This is a genomic window from Mesorhizobium sp. Arg314 (assembly GCF_053714275.1).
In genome coordinates this window covers 68,364-85,450 of record NZ_JBSKBP010000026.1, presented here as the reverse complement: position 1 = coordinate 85,450, position 17,087 = coordinate 68,364, and the positions used below count along the sequence as shown (strand labels likewise).

Annotated in this window: 17 protein-coding genes; 9 read left to right on the top strand and 8 right to left on the bottom strand. The window is 65.2% G+C overall.

Annotated features, from left to right (window positions below):
* Positions 1-110: 110 nt before the first annotated feature.
* Together ACWGS9_RS24010 and ACWGS9_RS24005 are read right to left on the bottom strand one after the other, a co-directional pair.
* Positions 111-809 (bottom strand): GntR family transcriptional regulator, encoded by a 699-nt coding sequence (locus tag ACWGS9_RS24010; protein ID WP_454507587.1) that lies wholly within the window; start codon positions 807-809, stop codon positions 111-113.
* A 160-nt stretch (positions 810-969) separates the two neighbouring features.
* Complete coding sequence (locus ACWGS9_RS24005) at positions 970-1,752, bottom strand: SDR family NAD(P)-dependent oxidoreductase (RefSeq protein ID WP_454507586.1); 783 nt, start codon at positions 1,750-1,752, stop codon at positions 970-972.
* Between the two features lie 249 nt (positions 1,753-2,001).
* Here ACWGS9_RS24005 and uxuA point away from each other — a divergent pair, with 249 nt between their 5' ends.
* A complete protein-coding gene (gene uxuA / locus ACWGS9_RS24000; protein WP_454507585.1) occupies positions 2,002-3,186 on the top strand; it encodes a mannonate dehydratase in 1,185 nt (394 codons plus the stop codon).
* 6 nt (positions 3,187-3,192) lie between these two features.
* Here the strand turns inward: uxuA and ACWGS9_RS23995 are convergent, their stop codons facing one another.
* On the bottom strand, positions 3,193-4,005 hold the full coding sequence (locus ACWGS9_RS23995; RefSeq protein WP_454507584.1) for a helix-turn-helix transcriptional regulator: 813 nt from the start codon (positions 4,003-4,005) through the stop codon (positions 3,193-3,195).
* A 118-nt stretch (positions 4,006-4,123) separates the two neighbouring features.
* Between ACWGS9_RS23995 and ACWGS9_RS23990 the strand changes: the two genes are divergently transcribed.
* From ACWGS9_RS23990 to ACWGS9_RS23955, 8 genes are all read left to right on the top strand, one after another.
* Positions 4,124-5,260 (top strand): ABC transporter ATP-binding protein, encoded by a 1,137-nt coding sequence (locus ACWGS9_RS23990; protein ID WP_454507583.1) that lies wholly within the window; start codon positions 4,124-4,126, stop codon positions 5,258-5,260.
* Positions 5,241-6,404, top strand: coding sequence for an ABC transporter substrate-binding protein (locus tag ACWGS9_RS23985; RefSeq protein WP_454507582.1), 1,164 nt, complete (start codon positions 5,241-5,243; stop codon positions 6,402-6,404). The genes ACWGS9_RS23990 and ACWGS9_RS23985 overlap by 20 nt, the downstream gene beginning before the upstream one ends.
* Positions 6,405-6,481: 77 nt before the next feature.
* Entirely contained in the window at positions 6,482-7,345 is an 864-nt protein-coding gene (locus ACWGS9_RS23980; protein ID WP_320310326.1) for an ABC transporter permease, read from the top strand.
* Entirely contained in the window at positions 7,345-8,157 is an 813-nt protein-coding gene (locus ACWGS9_RS23975) for an ABC transporter permease (protein ID WP_454507581.1), read from the top strand. Before ACWGS9_RS23980 ends, ACWGS9_RS23975 begins: the two co-directional genes overlap by 1 nt.
* Positions 8,158-8,168: 11 nt before the next feature.
* A complete protein-coding gene (locus ACWGS9_RS23970) occupies positions 8,169-8,930 on the top strand; it encodes an SDR family NAD(P)-dependent oxidoreductase (protein WP_454507580.1) in 762 nt (253 codons plus the stop codon).
* Positions 8,931-9,318: 388 nt separating this feature from the next.
* Positions 9,319-10,689, top strand: a complete 1,371-nt coding sequence (locus tag ACWGS9_RS23965; RefSeq protein WP_454507579.1) for a glutamine synthetase family protein — start codon at positions 9,319-9,321, stop codon at positions 10,687-10,689.
* 2 nt (positions 10,690-10,691) lie between these two features.
* Positions 10,692-11,990, top strand: coding sequence for an NAD(P)/FAD-dependent oxidoreductase (locus tag ACWGS9_RS23960; RefSeq protein WP_454507578.1), 1,299 nt, complete (start codon positions 10,692-10,694; stop codon positions 11,988-11,990).
* Positions 11,991-12,080: 90 nt separating this feature from the next.
* Positions 12,081-12,884 (top strand): DeoR/GlpR family DNA-binding transcription regulator, encoded by an 804-nt coding sequence (locus tag ACWGS9_RS23955; RefSeq protein ID WP_454507577.1) that lies wholly within the window; start codon positions 12,081-12,083, stop codon positions 12,882-12,884.
* On the opposite strand, the gene ACWGS9_RS23950 is transcribed toward ACWGS9_RS23955, so the two are convergent.
* From ACWGS9_RS23950 to ACWGS9_RS23930, 5 genes are all read right to left on the bottom strand, one after another.
* The gene (locus ACWGS9_RS23950) at positions 12,881-13,384 is read right to left on the bottom strand and encodes an L-2-amino-thiazoline-4-carboxylic acid hydrolase (protein WP_454507576.1); all 504 of its coding nucleotides are present in this window, start codon (positions 13,382-13,384) and stop codon (positions 12,881-12,883) included. The genes ACWGS9_RS23955 and ACWGS9_RS23950 overlap by 4 nt on opposite strands.
* 64 nt (positions 13,385-13,448) lie before the next feature.
* A complete protein-coding gene (locus tag ACWGS9_RS23945) occupies positions 13,449-14,225 on the bottom strand; it encodes an ABC transporter ATP-binding protein (protein WP_454507575.1) in 777 nt (258 codons plus the stop codon).
* On the bottom strand, positions 14,222-15,082 hold the full coding sequence (locus ACWGS9_RS23940) for an ABC transporter ATP-binding protein (RefSeq protein WP_454507574.1): 861 nt from the start codon (positions 15,080-15,082) through the stop codon (positions 14,222-14,224). The genes ACWGS9_RS23945 and ACWGS9_RS23940 overlap by 4 nt, the downstream gene beginning before the upstream one ends.
* Positions 15,079-15,909, bottom strand: coding sequence for an ABC transporter permease (locus ACWGS9_RS23935; RefSeq protein WP_454507573.1), 831 nt, complete (start codon positions 15,907-15,909; stop codon positions 15,079-15,081). The genes ACWGS9_RS23940 and ACWGS9_RS23935 overlap by 4 nt, the downstream gene beginning before the upstream one ends.
* The gene (locus tag ACWGS9_RS23930) at positions 15,906-16,892 is read right to left on the bottom strand and encodes an ABC transporter permease (RefSeq protein ID WP_454507572.1); all 987 of its coding nucleotides are present in this window, start codon (positions 16,890-16,892) and stop codon (positions 15,906-15,908) included. The genes ACWGS9_RS23935 and ACWGS9_RS23930 overlap by 4 nt, the downstream gene beginning before the upstream one ends.
* Between the last annotated feature and the right edge of the window lie 195 nt (positions 16,893-17,087).

The window sequence follows — 17,087 nt, the reverse complement described above, 5'->3', positions numbered from 1 at the left end:
GCGGTCATGCGAAAGATCGTCGTCACCCTAAACGCTAGGCTCAGAGACGCCGCCATTCCTCAGAGTTGATGACGAAGTTGGGACGCTTTCGGCCAATCTCGAAGGCTTTCCTAATTCCGCAGTTCCGTGAACTTGATCTGCTTAAGAATGTGCGCGGCACCCTCGTCGATGTCGCGCACGATGGCCGCGCGGGCCCGCTCGCCGTCCTGGGCCTCGATCGCCGCCACGACTTCCTCGTGATAGTCGATGCCGAGAATGCCGGCGAGGTCGTCCTCGAAGCCGATACGCAGGTTGCGGAGGAAAGGTCCGACCTGCATCCAGACAGTCTCGACCAGGAAGATCATCTGCTCGTTGCCGCAGTGGCGATAGATCGAGAATTTGAAGTCGTGGTTCTTGCGCAGATAGTCGTCGATGTCGCCGCTGCGGGCGGCCTGGGTGAGCTCGGTGCAGTGGCGGCGAATGGCACGCAGATTGTTGCCGTTGATGAGCTTGGTGGCGAGCTCGGTGGCCGTGCCTTCCAGGATCTTGCGGACGTCGGTCAGCTGCCGGAACCGATCGGCCGATATGGTCGGCACCTCGACGCTGCCGTTCGGCATCGGGCTCAGCGCCCTGAGCGCCTGCAGCCGCATGAAGGCGCTGCGCACCGGCATGTCGCTGGTGCCGAGCTCCTTGGCGAGCTTGCGCGAGGTCAGCTTCTGGCCCGGCTGGAGCTGGCCCGACATCAGCGCCCGCACCAGTTCCAGATAGACTTTCTCATGCAGAGGTACTGTGTCGAGGGCAGTCAGTCCGAATTGTGTTTTGTCGGCCATTGGCTATGCGCTACTTCATTCGTCCTGAAATCTTCGTCGCGTTATCCGCCGCCGTGATACCTGGCCGCCAGCTCTTGTCGCCGCACGATAGACGGTTAACGCGCGCCGCCACAAGGGAGAGTACTCCCAGCCTCGCCACCGCTTCATCGCGATTGATGCACTATCTCACGCCGATACCCGCCAAGAGGCCGCCGTCTATTCTGTAATCGGCGCCGGTGCAGAAGCTTGCCTTGGATGAGCAGAGGAAGGCGATCAATTCCGCCACTTCTTCCGGCTCGCCGATGCGGCCGATCGGGTGCGCTTCGCCGAAGCGCCTGAAGGCTGCTTCGACATCCGCGTTGGGGTCGTCGGCGCGCGCGGCCCGTTCGAGGATAGGGGTGCGAATGGATCCCGGGCTGACGGAGTTCACGCGAATGCCCTTTCGGGCATAATCGAGCGCCAGCGAGCGCGTCAGCGTGTGGATGGCGCCCTTGGTGGTGGCGTAGGCGGCGACATTCTCCTGGCAGGCAGTGCCTTGCACCGAGGCGACGTTGACGATGGCGCCGCCGCCGCGCTTGATCATTTCGGGAATGCCGAAACGGGCGGTGAGGTAGATCGACCCGACATTGACGGACATCGCCCGGTTCCAGGTCTCGAAATCCGTCGTCGTCGCCGTGCCGTAGGGATGCACGGCCGCCGAATTGACGATGGCGTCCAGCCCGCCTAATTTCGCGACGCCGGCGGCGATCGCCCTCTCGACCTGGTCGGGCACGGCAACATCCGTGACGAGCACGAGCGCGGCGGCGCCGGCGCGATTGAGCTCGGCCTGCAGCATCGCGTTGGCGCCGGCATCGATGCCCAGCGCGATGATCGCGGCGCCGCCTTCGGCAAGACGGCGCGCGGTTGCCTCGCCGATGCCGGTCGTTCCCGTCACCAGCGCGACCTTGCCGTCGAAATCGTTCATGGACAAACTCCTGCAATGATGGACGAGGCGCCTGTCGGTGGTAAGTCGCAAGGCGCCGCAATCACCTGATTTGACGGCCATTGTCATCCGACAATATGGTCGATCGCAACCACACCAAAGCGCGCCGCGCTGAGATGGATTCGGTTGACGCGCTTTACGTCTTTGTTTTGATGCATGCCAGGTCCCAAAGCCGCCGCGCACTTTAGGCGACGTGCATTGAAGCGCATCGCAATGCTTTGAGAGGCAGTCATGGAACAATGTTGGCGCTGGTACGGTCCGAACGACCCGGTCACGCTCGATCACGTTAAACAGGCGGGTGCTGCAGGCATCGTCACGGCGCTGCACAACATCTATGACGGCAGCGCCTGGCCGCCCGAGGCCATCCTCGAGCGCAAGCGCATCATCGAGGCGGCGGGCCTGACATGGTCGGTGGTGGAAAGCATTCCCGTCCACAACTCGATCAAGACCGGAACGCCTGAACGGGAGCATTACACCGGCTGGTACAAGGACACGATCCGGGCGCTGGCCAAGGCCGGCATCTCCACCATCTGCTACAATTTCATGCCGGTGGTGGACTGGACGCGCACCGATCTGATGTACCGGTTGCCGACCACCGGTTACGCGCTGCGCTTCGATGCCCTCGACTTCGCCGCCTATGACGTCTTCGTGCTGAAGCGACCGAATGCCGAGGCGAGCTATAGCCCGGCCCGGCTCAAGGAGGCGGAAACGCGGCTCAAGACCTTAAGCAGCGAAGACATCGACAGAATAGAGCGCAATCTGATCGCCGGTCTGCCGGCCACCGAGCGCACCTACAATCGCGAGACGATGCGCGATGCGCTCGCCGACTATGCGGCGATCGGCCCGGCCGAACTGCGCGCCAACCTTGCCTGGTTCCTGAAGGAGATCATCCCCGCCGCCGAGGAAGTCGGGGCGCGCATGTGCATCCATCCCGACGATCCGCCCTTCTCGCTCTACGGCCTGCCGCGCGTGGTCTCCACCGCCGATGATGCGCGCTTCATCCTGGGGACGGTCGACAGCCCGTCGAACGGGCTGACCTTCTGCACCGGCTCCTACGGCGTGCGCGCCGACAACGACCTGGTCGCGATGATCGAGGAGTTCGCGCCCCGGATTCATTTCGCGCATCTGCGCAATGTCACGCGCGAAAAGGATGGCTCCTTCTACGAGGCGGAGCATCTGGAAGGCTCGACCGACATGGCCGAGGTCATCCTGGCGCTGATGAAGGAAGAGGCGCGCCGTCGCAAGGAGGGCCGGAGCGACTGGCGCATCCCGATGCGGCCGGACCACGGCCATTTGCTTGCCGACGACATCGGCAAGACCAAAATCAATCCCGGCTATTCGCTGATCGGCAGGCTGAAAGGTCTTGCCGAACTGCGCGGCATCATGCGGGCGGTGGAGCGGTTCAAGTTGACTTGAGGCCGGCTATCCGATCCGCGCGTCGATGATCTCGACGAAGCGCGCGAAGAGGCCGGCCTGCGACTTGATCTTCAGCTTGCGGTAGATGTTACGGCGATGGACCTTCACGGTCCCCGGCACGATCCTGAGCGCCCTGGCAATCGATTCCGTGGAATGGCCCTGAAGCACCAGGTCGACCACCTGCTTTTCGCGTGACGTCAGCGACAGGCTCTTCCAGATATGGGCGCGGTCGAGCTCGTTGGCCATCGTGACGGCTTCGCCGGAGGGTTGGGCCGCAACCTCGTCGGCGGGCAAAGCCGGCCAGCGCTGCTTGCACAAGCCGATCACCGTGGGCGCCATATCGCGCAGCAATCTGGCGTCGGCGGTTCCGAATGGCCCGGTGGCGCGCAGCCGCATCAGCGACAGCACCAGCGCGTCCTTGCCGGCCAGCGGCACGAAGAAGCCGACCTCCTCGGCGAGGCGGGTCTGGCTGTAATAGGAGCGGTAGTATTCGCTGGCATAGAAGCGGTCCGGCGCCAGCTCGCGCATGCGCCAGAAACCTTCCTTGCGCTCGACCGCGGCGTGGTGGAACGGGTCGAGCAGATAAGGCCCTTCCTGGTAAAGCGCGACGAAGATGTGGCTCTCCGCCGGCGAGAAGGTTTCGAACAGCAGCGGCGGCCGCGCAGCACCCCGATAGCCGAAGATCACGCAATGATCGAGCCGGACATGTCCGCGCAGCCAGCCGACGATCGCCTTGCCGAAATGGTCACCGCCGGTCTCGCGCGACGCGGCGATCACGCCGGCTAAAGCGTTGTAGTCGTCACTGCGGGAGGCGGCCAATTCATACCCCTCTAAATGATAAAATCAGCTAAATATACCACCCGCGAGGTATATACTAGGCGCCATTGGCTCTGCTAGCGTCAAGACATTGCCTCACGCTGTCGCTGGAGCCCGTGGCTTGACTGCTGTGCCCGATATCGAGTTTCGCGCGGTCACCAAGCGCTACGGCGCCGTCACGGCGGTCAGCGGCATCGACCTTGCCATCCCGCCTTCCGCCTTCATCGCGCTGCTCGGCCCGTCCGGCTGCGGCAAGACGACGTGCCTGCGCATGATCGGCGGTTTTGAGCAGCCGAGCGAGGGCCAGGTGCTGATCCGCGGCCGCGACATGGCCGGAACGCCGCCCTACCGGCGCCCGGTCAACATGGTGTTCCAGCAATATGCGCTGTTCCCGCATCTCGATGTCGAGGACAACATCTCCTACGGGCTGCGTCAGGCGAGGCCGCGGCTGTCGTCGCGCGAGATCAGCCAGAGGGCGGGCGAGGCGCTTTCGATGGTGCAGCTCGCCGGCTACGGCCGCCGCAAGATCCATGAGCTTTCCGGCGGCCAGCAGCAGCGCGTCGCGCTCGCCCGGGCGCTGGTCAACAAGCCGGCGGTGCTGCTGCTCGACGAGCCGCTGGCCGCGCTCGACAAGAAGCTGCGCACCGACATGCAGATCGAGCTGCAGAACCTGCAGCGCGAGATCGGCATCACCTTCGTGCTGGTCACGCACGACCAGGAGGAAGCGCTGTCGATGAGCGACTTCGTTTGCGTCATGAATGGCGGCCGCGTCGTCCAGCTCGGCCAGCCGAGCGAGATCTATGACGAGCCCGCCGATCTGTTCGTCGCGGATTTCGTCGGCAAGACCAATCTCATCAGCGGCAAGGTGGCCGGTCTTTCCGGCGACCTGGTCGATATCGCGCTTGCCGACGGCACGGTAATTTCGGCGCGCAAGCGGGTACCGCTCAGCCGCGGCGCGGCCGTATCCGTCAGCCTGCGGCCGGAATCGCTCAGCCTCTCGGCGCCGGGAGGCGGCGCCTTGAAAGGCATCGTGCGCAACCGGATTTTCCTGGGCTCGACGGCGGAATACGCGATCGAGGTCCAGGGCATCGGATCGCTGCTCGCCAAGGCCGACCACGTGATCGGCCAGGGCAATCTCTTCAAGCCGGGCGAACCCGTCGCCATCGGCTTTGCCGCCGGAGCGCCGCTGGCGTTTCCGCACGCCAAGAACAACGGGACAAACCAGAGGGAAGACCAACATGCCGAAATCCTATCGTGACGGACTGCCGATAAGCCCCGATAATTTCGTCGATCAGTTGATGCGCCTGAAGCGCGGCTCGATCAGCCGTCGCGACTTCCTCGGGCTCACCGGCCTCGGCGTCGCCACCGCGGTCATGGCGCGCGAGCTAGGCATCATGCCGACGCGGGCCTTTGCCGCCGAGAGCCTGGGCGACCGGATGTCGATCGCTACCTGGCCGAATTACCACGATCCGGCGACCTTCGAGAACTTCAAGGCCGAGACAGGCGTCGCCGTCGAGGTCAACGTCTTCGGGTCGAACGAGGAGATGCTGGCTAAGCTGCAGGCCGGCGGCTCGGGCTGGAGCCTGTTCGTGCCGACCAACTACACCATCTCGACCTACAAGAAGCTCGGCATCATCGAGCCGCTGGACATGGCCAAGCTCGGCAATTTCGACGGCACCAAGGAAGATGCGCGCTTCACCGCCGAAGGCACGGTCGATGGGACGATCTACGCCGTGCCGAAGAATTGGGGCACGACCGGCTTTGCCGTCAACACCAAGAAGCTCGCCAAGCCGATATCGAGCTGGAAGGAATTCTGGGACACGGCCATGGCGGAAGGCGACGGCCGCACCATGGTGCACGACTATCAGCTGACCACCATCGGCAACGCGCTAAAATATTACGGCTATTCCTTCAACTCGCTGAAGCAGGACGAGCTCGCCAAGGCCGAGGAGCTGCTGCTCAAGGTCAAGCCGCATCTGTTCGCGGTGTCGAGCGACTACCAGCCGGGAATGCGTGCCGGCGATGCCTGGATGACGATGTGCTGGACCAATGACGGCGCGCAGCTCCATCGCGACATCCCCGAAATCGCCTATGTGCTCGGCAAGGAAGGCGGCGAGATCTGGACCGACTTCTACGCCATTCCGAAGGATGCGCCGAACAAGCAGGCCGGCTATGCGCTGCTCAACTATCTGATGAACCCGAAGGTCGCGGTGAAGGAGCATCTGGCCAATGGCGCGCCTTCGACCGACGCCCGGGTCAACGCACTGCTGCCCAAGGAAGTGCTCGACAACCCGATCCTTTATCCGGCGGCCGACCTGTTGAAGCCGCTGGAATTCGGCGCCGCCGCGACGCTGACGGATCCCGGCCGCGCCGAGCTGATGGCACGCTTCAAGTCGGCTTGAGCGAGACCGCCCACAAACCAGAACCAGACACTGCGACCGGCGGACGAATGTCCGCCGGCGCCCAACCGGTTTTCCCGATGCGCGGCAGTCTCTTTCGCAAAAATCTCGTGACGGCACTGCTGCTTGCGCCGGCTGCGCTGTGGCTGGTCGTGTTCCTGGTGCTGCCCTTCGTCGCCATCGCCATTTTCAGCGTTGGCGAGCGAGCGCCGGAAGGCGGCTATCAGGCAGCGCTGACGTTCGCGCAATATGCCAACCTGCCGGCGCGAGCGACCGCCTTCTGGAACACGATGGTGCTGGCGCCGGTCGGCGCTTTGGCCTGCCTGCTCGTCGCCTATCCGGTCGCCTACTATCTGGCGCTGCGCGCGCCGCAGCGCTGGCGGCTGATCCTGCTCGCGATGATCGTCATTCCGTTCTGGACCAGCCTTCTGATGCGCACCTATGCCTGGATGTACATTCTCGGCGGGCGCGGCATCCCGGCTTTGCTCGCCTATGTCGGCATCGAGGATCTCAGGCTGATCAACACGCCGGGCGCGGTGCTGCTCGGCATCGTCTATGGCTACCTGCCGCTGATGATCCTGCCGATCTATGTCAGCCTGGAGCGGCTCGACCGCCGCCTGCTGGAGGCTTCTGCCGATCTCGGCGCGACGCCCGTGTCGACCTTCCTCGGCGTGACGCTCCGGCTGTCGCTGCCCGGCGTCATGACCGGCTTCTCGCTGGTGATGATCCTGCTGCTTGGCGAATATCTGATCCCGACGCTGCTCGGCGGCGGCAAGGTGTTCTTCATCGGCAACGCGCTGGTCGACCTCTTCCTGCAATCGCGCAACTGGCCGTTCGGATCGGCCATTGCCATCACGCTGGTGCTGGTCTCGGTCGTGGTGCTGATCGCCGCCAACCGTATCTCGACCCGGCTTTCGGGCGCACGCCGGGTGGACCTGATCTGATGCGCGCCTTCGTCGTCGCCGTCTTCGCCTTCCTCTATCTGCCGATCGCGCTGGTCGTGCTGTTCTCCTTCAATGCCGGCCACCATGCCAGCGAGTTCACCGGCTTTTCGGTGCAATGGTACGGCAAGGCGCTGTCCAATCCCTTCCTGGTCGAGGCGTTGAAGAACAGCCTGTTCATCGCCACCACCAGCGCGCTGCTTGCGGCGTTCTGCGGCACCGCCGCGGCGCTTGGCCTGCAACGGGTCGGCGCGCGGATAAGGGCGCTCTTCGAAGCGCTATTGGGCGCGGCGATCGTCGTTCCGGGCGTCGTCATCGGCATCTCGACGCTGGTCGCGCTGGTGCAGCTCTTCGCGGTCGTCAATCCGTTCCTCGCCTCGCTATGGCCGACCGACCAGCCGCCGCGGCTTTCACTCGGCTACGGCTCGATCATCGCGGCACACGGCCTGTTCTCGATGGCGCTGGTGACTATGATCGTCGGCACGCGGCTCGCGAGCCTCGACCGCAATTTGGTCGAAGCCTCGAGCGATCTCTACGCCACGCCGCTGACGACGTTCCGCTCGATCGTGCTGCCGCAGATCATGCCGGCGGTGATCGCGGGCTTCCTGCTCGCTTTTACCTTCTCCTTCGACGATTTCATCATCGCCTTCTTCGTCGCCGGCGCGCAGACGACGCTGCCGATCTATGTCTTCGCCTCGATCCGGCGCGGCGTGACGCCGGAAATCAACGCCATCGCGACGATCGTGCTCGCCGCGTCGGTCCTGCTCGTCCTGCTTGCCCAATGGCAGCTCGGCCGGCGAAAGCCATCGCCTTGAAAGACAGATCCATGATTTTGAAAGACCGTATCGCCGTTGTGACGGGCGCCGGGTCGGGCATCGGACGTGCCGGCGCGATGATCATGGCCAGGGAAGGGGCGGTCGTGGTCATCGCCGACCGTGATCCGGCGGCGGGCGAAGCCACGGCCTCCGATATCCGCGAGGCCGGCGGCCGCGCCGAGGCGGTCGCCACCGATGTCGGCAACGATACTGCCGTCGAGGGTCTCATCGAGGGAACGCTCGGCAAGCACGGCCGGATCGATATCCTGCATAGCCACGCCGGCATCCAGGTCGGCGGCACGCTGACCGAAGTGGGCACGGACGGGATGGATGCCTCGTGGCGCATCAATGTGCGGGCCCAGTTCCTTGCGGCGAAGACCGTCATGCCCGCCATGATCGCCCAGGGCGGTGGCGTCATCCTCAACACCGCGTCGAATTCCGGGGTTTTCTACGATCGCGAGATGATCGCCTATGCCACCTCCAAGCACGCCGTGGTGGCGATGACCCGGCAGATGTCGCTCGATTTCGCCAGGCACAATGTGCGCATCAACGCGCTCTGCCCCGGCTGGGTCGACACGCCGTTCAACGCGCCGTTCATCGCCCAGATGGGCGGGCGCGATGCGATCGAAAACTATGTCCGCACCAAGATCCCGATGGGGCGCTGGGCGAGTGCGGAGGAGATCGCCGAAGCGATCCTGTTCCTCGTCTCAGACCGTTCATCTTTCATGACCGGACAGGCGCTGGTCGTGGATGGCGGCGAGAGCATCGGCTGAGACACTTCGGCAAACGGTCTTGCGCCGGGACCGATGATCGGTCAAACGTTCAAGTCCCGTTTTCGACGAGACCCGTCATGCAAACTGCAAAACAGCGATACCGCGCAAGGCGTTGGATTTTTGCCCGCGGTATTTCGTTTGCGCGCCCGGGGCACCACTGATCATGCGCTGTTGCCGCCACGAGAACCTGCAGCGTGCGGAGGAGACCAAGGTCGGCTCGCATGTCGTTCGTGACGGCTGGACCGAAGGAGTGCAGGGCGCGCTGAACCCGGCCTTTCGGCCGGTCATCAGGCGGGCGTCCGTCCTCGGATAACGCAGCTTAGATAACGCCCTACCCGGAGCGGACATGCCCGCCGAAGCGATCTCTCCTTCGTACGGACATGACCAAATGCCTGACAATCACGACTCCTCAATCGCCGGCGCGGATACGCAAAGCTGGCTGAAGACGCATGCGATCAGCGAGGTCGAGTGCCTCGTGCCCGACGTCAACGGCGTGCTGCGCGGCAAGACACTGCCGGCGGCCAAATTCCTGAAGTCGCTAGACGACCGCGCGCTTTACCTGCCGAGCAGCGCCTTCCTGGTCGCCATAGATGGCCGCTATTCCGGCTCGATCGACGAGGGCTTTGCCTACTCAGATCCCGACATGCGGATGGTGCCGGACGTTTCGAGCCTATGCCTTGCGCCCGGCAGCGCCGGCAGAGCCTATGTTTTCGCCGACACGTTCCACATGGACGACCGGCCGTGGATGGCTTCGCCACGCCACGTGCTGAGAGCCGTGCTCGACCTCTACCGCCAGCGCGGCTGGCGCGCGGTGATGGCGCCGGAGCTCGAGTTCTATCTCACGGCGCCCAACCCCAACCCGGACCAGCCTTTGACCGCGCCGATCGGGCGCAACGGCCGGCCTGAAAGCGTGCAGCATCCTTACGACATGCAGGCGCTGGAGGAATTCGAGGCGGTGACGCGACGGCTCTACGAACATGCCGCCATGGCCGGCTTGCCGGTCGAGACCCTGATCCATGAATCCGGCACGGCGCAGCTCGAGATCAATCTCCTGCATGGCGATCCGTTGGCGCTTGCCGACAAGGTGCTGTTGTTCAAGCGCCTGGCGCGCCAGGCGGCGCAGGCGAACGGTATGCACGCCACCTTTATGGCGAAGCCGATCGCCGCACAAGCCGGCAGCTCGATGCATCTGCACATGTCGATCGTCGATGAGGGGGGCGAGCCCTTGTTTGCCGGCAAAGAGGGCGAGGACACCAGGATGTTCGCGCATTTCATTGGCGGCCTGCAGAAATACATCCCCGAAATCATGCCGCTGTTTTCGCCCAACGTGAACTCCTACCGGCGCATCCGGCCAAACCACAGTGCGCCGGCCAACATCGAATGGTCGCATGATAACCGTTCCTGCGGGCTGCGCGTGCCGATGGGCGGACGCGCCGCGCGGCGGATCGAAAACCGGCTGCCGGGGGCGGACGCCAATCCATACCTTGCCATGGCCGGCTCGTTGATCGCCGGCTATCTCGGCATCGAGGAGAAGCTTGCCCGCTCGCCGGAAGCCTTCGGCAACGCCTATCGCAGCCAGAGCACGCTGCCGAAAACCATGGAGGAGGCGCTCGACCGCTTCGCCGCCTGCGAGCCCGTCCGGGCGCTGCTCGGCGAGGATTTCTTCCAGACCTATCTGCGCGTGAAGAGCGTCGAGCTCGACCTGTTCCAGAGCGTCGTGACGTCCTGGGAACGCGATCACCTGCTGCTCAAGGTGTGACCATGACTTTGCGTTCAACAGGTTTCAATTCCGGTCTCGATATCGGCAAATCCTACTATGTCGCCACCGCCAACCCGGCGCCCGACCATCCGGCTTTAGCCAGCGATGTCGAGGCCGATCTGGTTGTCGTCGGCGGCGGCTGCACAGGTCTGTCGGCGGCGCTGCATGCGGCCGAGCGCGGCCTGAAAGTGGTGCTGCTCGAAGGCGGCAAGATCGGCTGGGGCGCATCCGGGCGCAATGGCGGCCAGATGATCCCCGGCCTGCGCAAGGGCGCCAGGGGCCTGGTCAACAGCTTCGGGCCGGAGCGTGCGAAAACGCTGTTCGACCTGGCCTTCGAGGCGCGCGGGCTGGTGCTCGACATCATCGAGCGCCACGGCATCGCGTGCGACTTGCGCCAGACCGGTCATCTGGTCGGCGCCGTCAACGGTTCCGACTTGCGCGACTTCGAGGAAGAAGCCGAGTGCCTCGCCAAGGTGATGAAGTTTACCGATGTCGAGATCCTGTCGGCGGCACAGGCGCGGCAGATGGTGGACACACCCTATCGGGGCGCGGTCTTCGAGAGGCTCGGCGGCCACATGCATCCGCTCAACTACACGCTGGGGCTCGCCCGCGCCGCTTCCGCGGCCGGGGTCGTCATCCATGAGAACTCGGTTGCCGTCCGGCTGGAGCGGGAGCCGTCCATCCGGGTGTTCACCGACAAGGGGTCAGTCCGCGCCAGGCATGTGGTGCTGGCCGGCGATGCGCTGCTCCAGGGGTTGGAGCCGCGTGTCAACAGCCGCATCATGCCGGTCGGCAACTATATCGTCGCCACCGAGCCTTTGGGCGAGCGCAATGTCATCCCGGCGAATGTAGCCGTCTCGGACACGCTGTTCGTGGTCAACTACTACCGCATGTCGGCGGACGGCCGTCTGCTGTTCGGCGGCGGCGAGCGCTACACGCCGTCGCCGCCGGCCGACATTGCCGGCTTCGTGCGGCCGCATATGGAAAAGACCTTTCCGCAACTCAAGGGCTGTCGCATCGACCATGCGTGGGGTGGGTTGGTGTCGGTGACGACGTCGCGCCTGCCGCATGTCGGGCATTATGGCGAGGTCTATTTCGCGCATGGCTATTCCGGCAAGGGCGTCATCCTGTCGACGCTGTCGGGCAAGCTCTTGGTGGAAGCGATCACGGGCGATGCCTCCCGTCTCGACCTGTTCTCCACGCTGACGCCGCTGCCGTTCCCGGGCGGCACGGCGCTACGCGGCCCGCTCTATGTGCTCGGCATGCTGTGGTATGCCATGCGCGATCGCCTCAGGCACTGACGCTGGCTTCCCGTCCTTGGCGTGGCTAATGTCTCCGCGCCGGGGACGTCGGCGTCGACGCAGACTGCCGGCCGCAACCAAGGAAGACCAATGAACATCGAGCCGGGCCGACTGACGAAGAAGGAGCGACACGAGCTGATCCTGTCGGAGGTGCGGCGCTCGGCCTCGATCCGCATCTCCAAGCTTGCGCGGCGCATCGGCGTCGCCGGCGAGACCATCCGCCGCGACCTTATCGAGCTTGGAGAGGCAGGGCTGATCAACCGCACCTATGGCGGGGCGACCATCTCGCTGGTGACATCGGAACCGGTGATTGCCGAACGCGGCCTCACCATGGTCGAGGAGCGGGCCCGCGTCGGCCGCGGCGCGGCCGGGCTGATCGAGAAAGGCCGCATCGTGATGATCGATGGCGGATCGACCACCTACGAGGTCGCGCGCAGCCTTTCGCAACTCGGCCGGGACCTGACGATCATCACTAACTCCATCGGCGTCGCCTCGGTGGCCGGCGCCAATCCCAGCTTCCGCGTCATCCTTTGCCCCGGCACCTATGACAGCCGAGAGGCCGCCGTGCTCGGCGAGGACACGGTCGAATTCGTGCGGCGCTACAATGCCGACGTCGCCATCATCGGCGCATCGGCGCTGAACGCCGAGGGGCCGAGCGACATGATCTCGGGCGCGGCGGCGGTGAAGCGCGCGATGATGGGGCGGTCGCTGTCGACGATGCTGGTCGTCACCAACGACAAGTTCGGCCGCAGCGGCCTCGAACGCGTCTGCGCGCTGAGCGAGATTTCCGACGTCGTCACCGATAGCGAGCCGGCAGCGGCGCTGCGCACCGCGATCGACGAAGCGGGCGGTGAGCTGCACGTCTTTCCGGCAAGCTTAAGCATAGCTGGCTAAGCGTCGCGGTTGGTGAGCGCGATGTGGCAGCAGCCGGACCCATGGCCCGGCGTCCAGGTGACGTTGGCGAAGCGCACACCGGTGGCCTCGAAAAGGCCACGGTCGAAGGCGCCGGCGATGCGGCAGAGCGTGGCGAGATTTTCCTCGCCGACGCCGGCCTCGACCCAGGCGTCCTTCAGCGGGCAGCGCTTCACCTTGAAAGCGATGTGGTCCGGTCCGCGCTCGACATGGGTCGGGTACATGCGACCATCATCAGGGCTGACGGCGAGGAACGCTTCGCCGACCGCGGGCGCGTCGTTGGGGCCGAAATCGGCGAAAGCCGTCGCCGCGACCTCCCGGCCGCGCTTTTCGATGGTGCGGATCATCACCGCTTCGGCCTTCTCCGCGCCGAGCTCGGCGGTCAGTTCATCGAGGAAGAGGCGGTAGAGGTCGGCCCTGTTGCGGAAAGCGGAATCGAGCTCTCGCGACAGTTTTTCGGCTCTGGCTGCGGGGTCGGTCATGAGACGTCCTGATTTTGTTCTTTGACCATGATCTTGTCCGCAAACCGGTTGCCACTTTGCGGGATCATGGTCGGTTTCTGATCAGCTTCGGCGTTGCCGCTACAAGCGCCTTGCCGATCGCCGATTGCGGGTTGCCGATAACGGCGCGGGCGTCGCCGCTCTCGGCGATCCGGCCGGCATCGATGATGACGACACGATGCGCCACGGCGCGGATGACGCCGAGGTCATGGGAAATGAACAGATAGGCGATCCGTTCCCGCCGTTGCAGATCGAGCAGCAATTCCAGGATCTGCCCGCGCACCGATACGTCGAGTGCTGAAACCGCCTCGTCGAGCACGATCAGCGACGGCCGCGTGGCAATAGCGCGGGCGATCGCCACGCGCTGACGCTGGCCGCCGGAAATCTCATGGATGGCGCGCGCGGCGAGGTTGGCATCGAGGCCGACACGCTCCAGCAACGCCGCAATCCGGCGCGGGCGCTCGGCGCGCGAAGTAATGCCGTGGATGCGCAAGGGATCGTCCAAGACCCGCGCTACGGTGGCGCGCGGATTGAAGGCGGCGAGCGGGTCCTGGAACACCATCTGCAGGCGGGCGCGGCGCGCGCGCAGCGCAGCACCCGACGATGCGAGGAAGTCCGCGCCTTCGAAGTCGATACGGCCGGCATCGGGCTCGATCAGCCGCAACACCAGCCGCGCAATCGTCGATTTGCCGCTGCCGGATGGGCCGGCCAGCGCCAGCGTTTCGGCCGGGTTGATTTCGAAGGACACGTCGTCGACCGCCGCGAAGGGCTTGCCGCCGCGACGGTAGCGCTTGGCGAGATTGGAGACGATAAGCAGGCTCATGCGGAAACGCCTTGCCGGTCCAGCAAAGGCTTCGCGTCGAGGCCGAGATGAGCGTCGAGCAGGGCGTGTGTGTAGGCATCACGGGGCGCTTCGACGATTTGGCGTGTCTCGCCAAGCTCGACCAATTCGCCATGGCGCAGCACCGCGATGCGCTCGGCAAGCGTGGCGGCAAGGGCGATGTCGTGGCTGATGAAGAGCAGCGTCATGCCGTCCTCGGCCACCAACCGTCGGATCAGGGAAACAATCTCCGCCTGGACGATGGTGTCGAGCGCGCTGGTCGCCTCGTCGGCGATGAGCAGCTTCGGCCCGGCGGCGATTGCGGCGGCAATGGCCACGCGCTGCTTCTGGCCGCCGGAGAGCTGGTGCGGGTAGGCGCGGAGGGTGGCTTCGGGGTCAGGGAGGCGGACGCGTTCGAGGAGGGTTGCGGCTTTCGCGTAGGCTTCGCGCCAGTCTAGGTTGAGATGCGTGCGTACGACTTCGGCGATCTGCTTGCCGACCGGCATGACCGGGTCGAGGCTGGAGGAGGGGTCCTGGAAGACGAAGCCGATATCGCGGCCGCCGATAGGCCGAAAGTGCAGAGGCTGGCGATCCTTCGCACCCCCAGAGGGGGGTGTGACGGAAAGAGGCGTTTGAAAATGCGCCCCGAACCACTCAATCGTCCCACCAACCTTGGCACCCCCCGCCAGCAACCCCGCAATCGCCAACGCCAGCGTGCTCTTGCCCGAGCCGCTTTCGCCGATAATCGCTAACCGCTCGCCGGCCTCGACATCGACACTCACACCTTTGAGCGCCGTTACCTCGACGCCGTCACGCCGATACCGCACCGCAAGATCGCGGATCGAGAGAAGCGCGGTCACGACAGGCTCCTGCGGACCGCGGTGCTTTCAACCACACCCTCGCCAGCGAGGTAGACGCCGAGCACTGTCAGCACGAGCGCGACGCCCGGAACGATCGACAGAAACGGCGCGGTGCGCAGCACCGTACGTCCTTCGGCGATCATGCCGCCCCAGGTGACGCGGTTGGGGTCGCCGAGACCGAGGAAGGAAAGCGCGGCTTCGGTGAGGATGGCCGCCGCCACGATCACAGAGGATAGCGCCAGCACCGGCGGCAGGGCATTGGGCAGCACCTCGCGAAAGGCGATCTCCAGCGGATGCATGCCGATGACGCGGGCGCCGGCGACATAGTCGCGTTCGCGGATCGACAGGACTTCCGCGCGCGCCACCCGCGCCGGTCCAGTCCAGGCGCCGAGCGCGATGGCCGCGACGACGACGCCAAGCGAGGGGCCGACGATGCTGACGAAGGCGAGCGCGAGCAGGAAGCTCGGAACGGTTTGGAAGGCATCGGTGATGCGCATCAGCACTTCGTCGATCAGTCCGCCAGCGAAGCCGGCTAAAGTGCCGACCACGGCGCCGATGAGGAGCGCGGCGGCGGCAGCCGCCAGCCCGACGGCGAGCGAGGTGCGTGCGCCGTGGAAAAGCTCAGCCAGCACGTCGCGGCCGAGCCGGTCGGTGCCGAGCGGCAGCGACCAGTCCTGGAACGGCGGCAGCAGCGCCGGACCGGCGATCGCCTGCGGATCGCCGGGAAACAGCAGCGGCGCCGCCAGCGCCATCACGATGAGCAAGGCGAGGATTGCTGCTCCGGCGCTTGCTTCCGGCGTGCGGAAGAAACGGCGCAGGCGGCTCATGCGCTTGCCTCGCTGGCGCCGACGCGCGGATCGAGGAAAGCGTAGGCGAGATCAACCAGGAGATTGATGACGATGACGAGAACGGCGCTGGCGAGGATGATGCCGAGCAGCAGCGGCGTATCGCGTCCGGCGACGGCTTCCTGCGCCAGCCGGCCGAGGCCCGGCACGGCAAAGACGCTCTCGATGACGACGCTGCCGCCCAGCATCTGTGCCGATTGCAGGCCGAGCATGGTGATCAACGGCAGAAGCGCGTTGCGGGCGACATGGGCAAGCACGATGCGGCGGCGCGTCAGGCCCCTGGCGCGGGAGGCGAGGACAAAATCCTGCCGCCAGGCCTCGGCCATGCCGGCGCGCGTCATGCGCAGATAGAGCGCCAAATAGATGAAACCGAGCGCCGAGACCGGCAGCACGAGATGGGTGGCGATGTCGGCGGCCCGCGCCAGCCCGGTCTTGGCCGACGCGATCGTTTCGATGCCGCCGATCGGCAGCCAGCGGAGGTCGACGGCAAAGACAACGATGAGCACCAGGCCGAGCCAGAAGCCGGGCACGGCATAAAGCGCCAGCGAGCCGATCGAGAGGAAGCGATCGCGGACGCTGCCGGGCCTTGCGCCGGCATAGATGCCGAGCGTCGAGCCGAGGCCGAAGGAGAGCGCGGTGGCACTGCCCATCAGGATCAGCGTCGTCGGCAGGCGCTCGAGGATGACTTCGCGGATCGGCCGCGAGAAGGTGACCGACTGGCCGAGGTCGAGGTGCAGCAGCGCCCAGAGATAGTTTGCTAGCCGCGTCAGCTCCGACTGGTCCAGGCCCCAGCGATGGCGCAGCAGTTCGATCATGCCGGCATCGCCGCCGGTCGAGACGATGTAGGCGTCGACGGCGTCACCGGGGGCGGCTTCAAGCAAGAGGAAGCTGCCGATGACGACGATGAGCAGGATGAAGTTGCTGCCGACCAGACGGCGGCGCAGGAGGGCGAGGGCACGGGTCATGCGCGCCTCGGTGGGTTGGAGGTATGCCGACTATAGGAAATGCCGAGCTTGAGCACCCCCCTCTGGCCTGCCGGCCATCTCCCCCGCAAGGGGGGAGATTGGATGTCATCGACGGCTTCGCCAATCTCCAACATTGCAGAATTGGCGGGACAGAGAGGCTGCTGATCTCTCCCCTTGCGGGGGAGATGTCCGGCA

What these genes read in the sequence shown, in the direction of transcription:
- ACWGS9_RS23980 (WP_320310326.1), top strand. Translation starts at nt 6,482, where the DNA reads ATGCGCGGCAGTCTCTTTCGCAAAAATCTCGTGACGGCACTGCTGCTT.
- ACWGS9_RS24010 (WP_454507587.1), bottom strand. Translation starts at nt 809, where the DNA reads ATGGCCGACAAAACACAATTCGGACTGACTGCCCTCGACACAGTACCT.
- ACWGS9_RS23985 (WP_454507582.1), top strand. Translation starts at nt 5,241, where the DNA reads ATGCCGAAATCCTATCGTGACGGACTGCCGATAAGCCCCGATAATTTC.
- ACWGS9_RS23935 (WP_454507573.1), bottom strand. Translation starts at nt 15,909, where the DNA reads ATGAGCCGCCTGCGCCGTTTCTTCCGCACGCCGGAAGCAAGCGCCGGA.
- ACWGS9_RS23960 (WP_454507578.1), top strand. Translation starts at nt 10,692, where the DNA reads ATGACTTTGCGTTCAACAGGTTTCAATTCCGGTCTCGATATCGGCAAA.
- ACWGS9_RS23930 (WP_454507572.1), bottom strand. Translation starts at nt 16,892, where the DNA reads ATGACCCGTGCCCTCGCCCTCCTGCGCCGCCGTCTGGTCGGCAGCAAC.
- ACWGS9_RS23965 (WP_454507579.1), top strand. Translation starts at nt 9,319, where the DNA reads ATGCCTGACAATCACGACTCCTCAATCGCCGGCGCGGATACGCAAAGC.
- ACWGS9_RS23955 (WP_454507577.1), top strand. Translation starts at nt 12,081, where the DNA reads ATGAACATCGAGCCGGGCCGACTGACGAAGAAGGAGCGACACGAGCTG.
- ACWGS9_RS23945 (WP_454507575.1), bottom strand. Translation starts at nt 14,225, where the DNA reads ATGAGCCTGCTTATCGTCTCCAATCTCGCCAAGCGCTACCGTCGCGGC.
- ACWGS9_RS23950 (WP_454507576.1), bottom strand. Translation starts at nt 13,384, where the DNA reads ATGACCGACCCCGCAGCCAGAGCCGAAAAACTGTCGCGAGAGCTCGAT.
- ACWGS9_RS23970 (WP_454507580.1), top strand. Translation starts at nt 8,169, where the DNA reads ATGATTTTGAAAGACCGTATCGCCGTTGTGACGGGCGCCGGGTCGGGC.
- ACWGS9_RS23975 (WP_454507581.1), top strand. Translation starts at nt 7,345, where the DNA reads ATGCGCGCCTTCGTCGTCGCCGTCTTCGCCTTCCTCTATCTGCCGATC.
- uxuA (WP_454507585.1), top strand. Translation starts at nt 2,002, where the DNA reads ATGGAACAATGTTGGCGCTGGTACGGTCCGAACGACCCGGTCACGCTC.
- ACWGS9_RS24005 (WP_454507586.1), bottom strand. Translation starts at nt 1,752, where the DNA reads ATGAACGATTTCGACGGCAAGGTCGCGCTGGTGACGGGAACGACCGGC.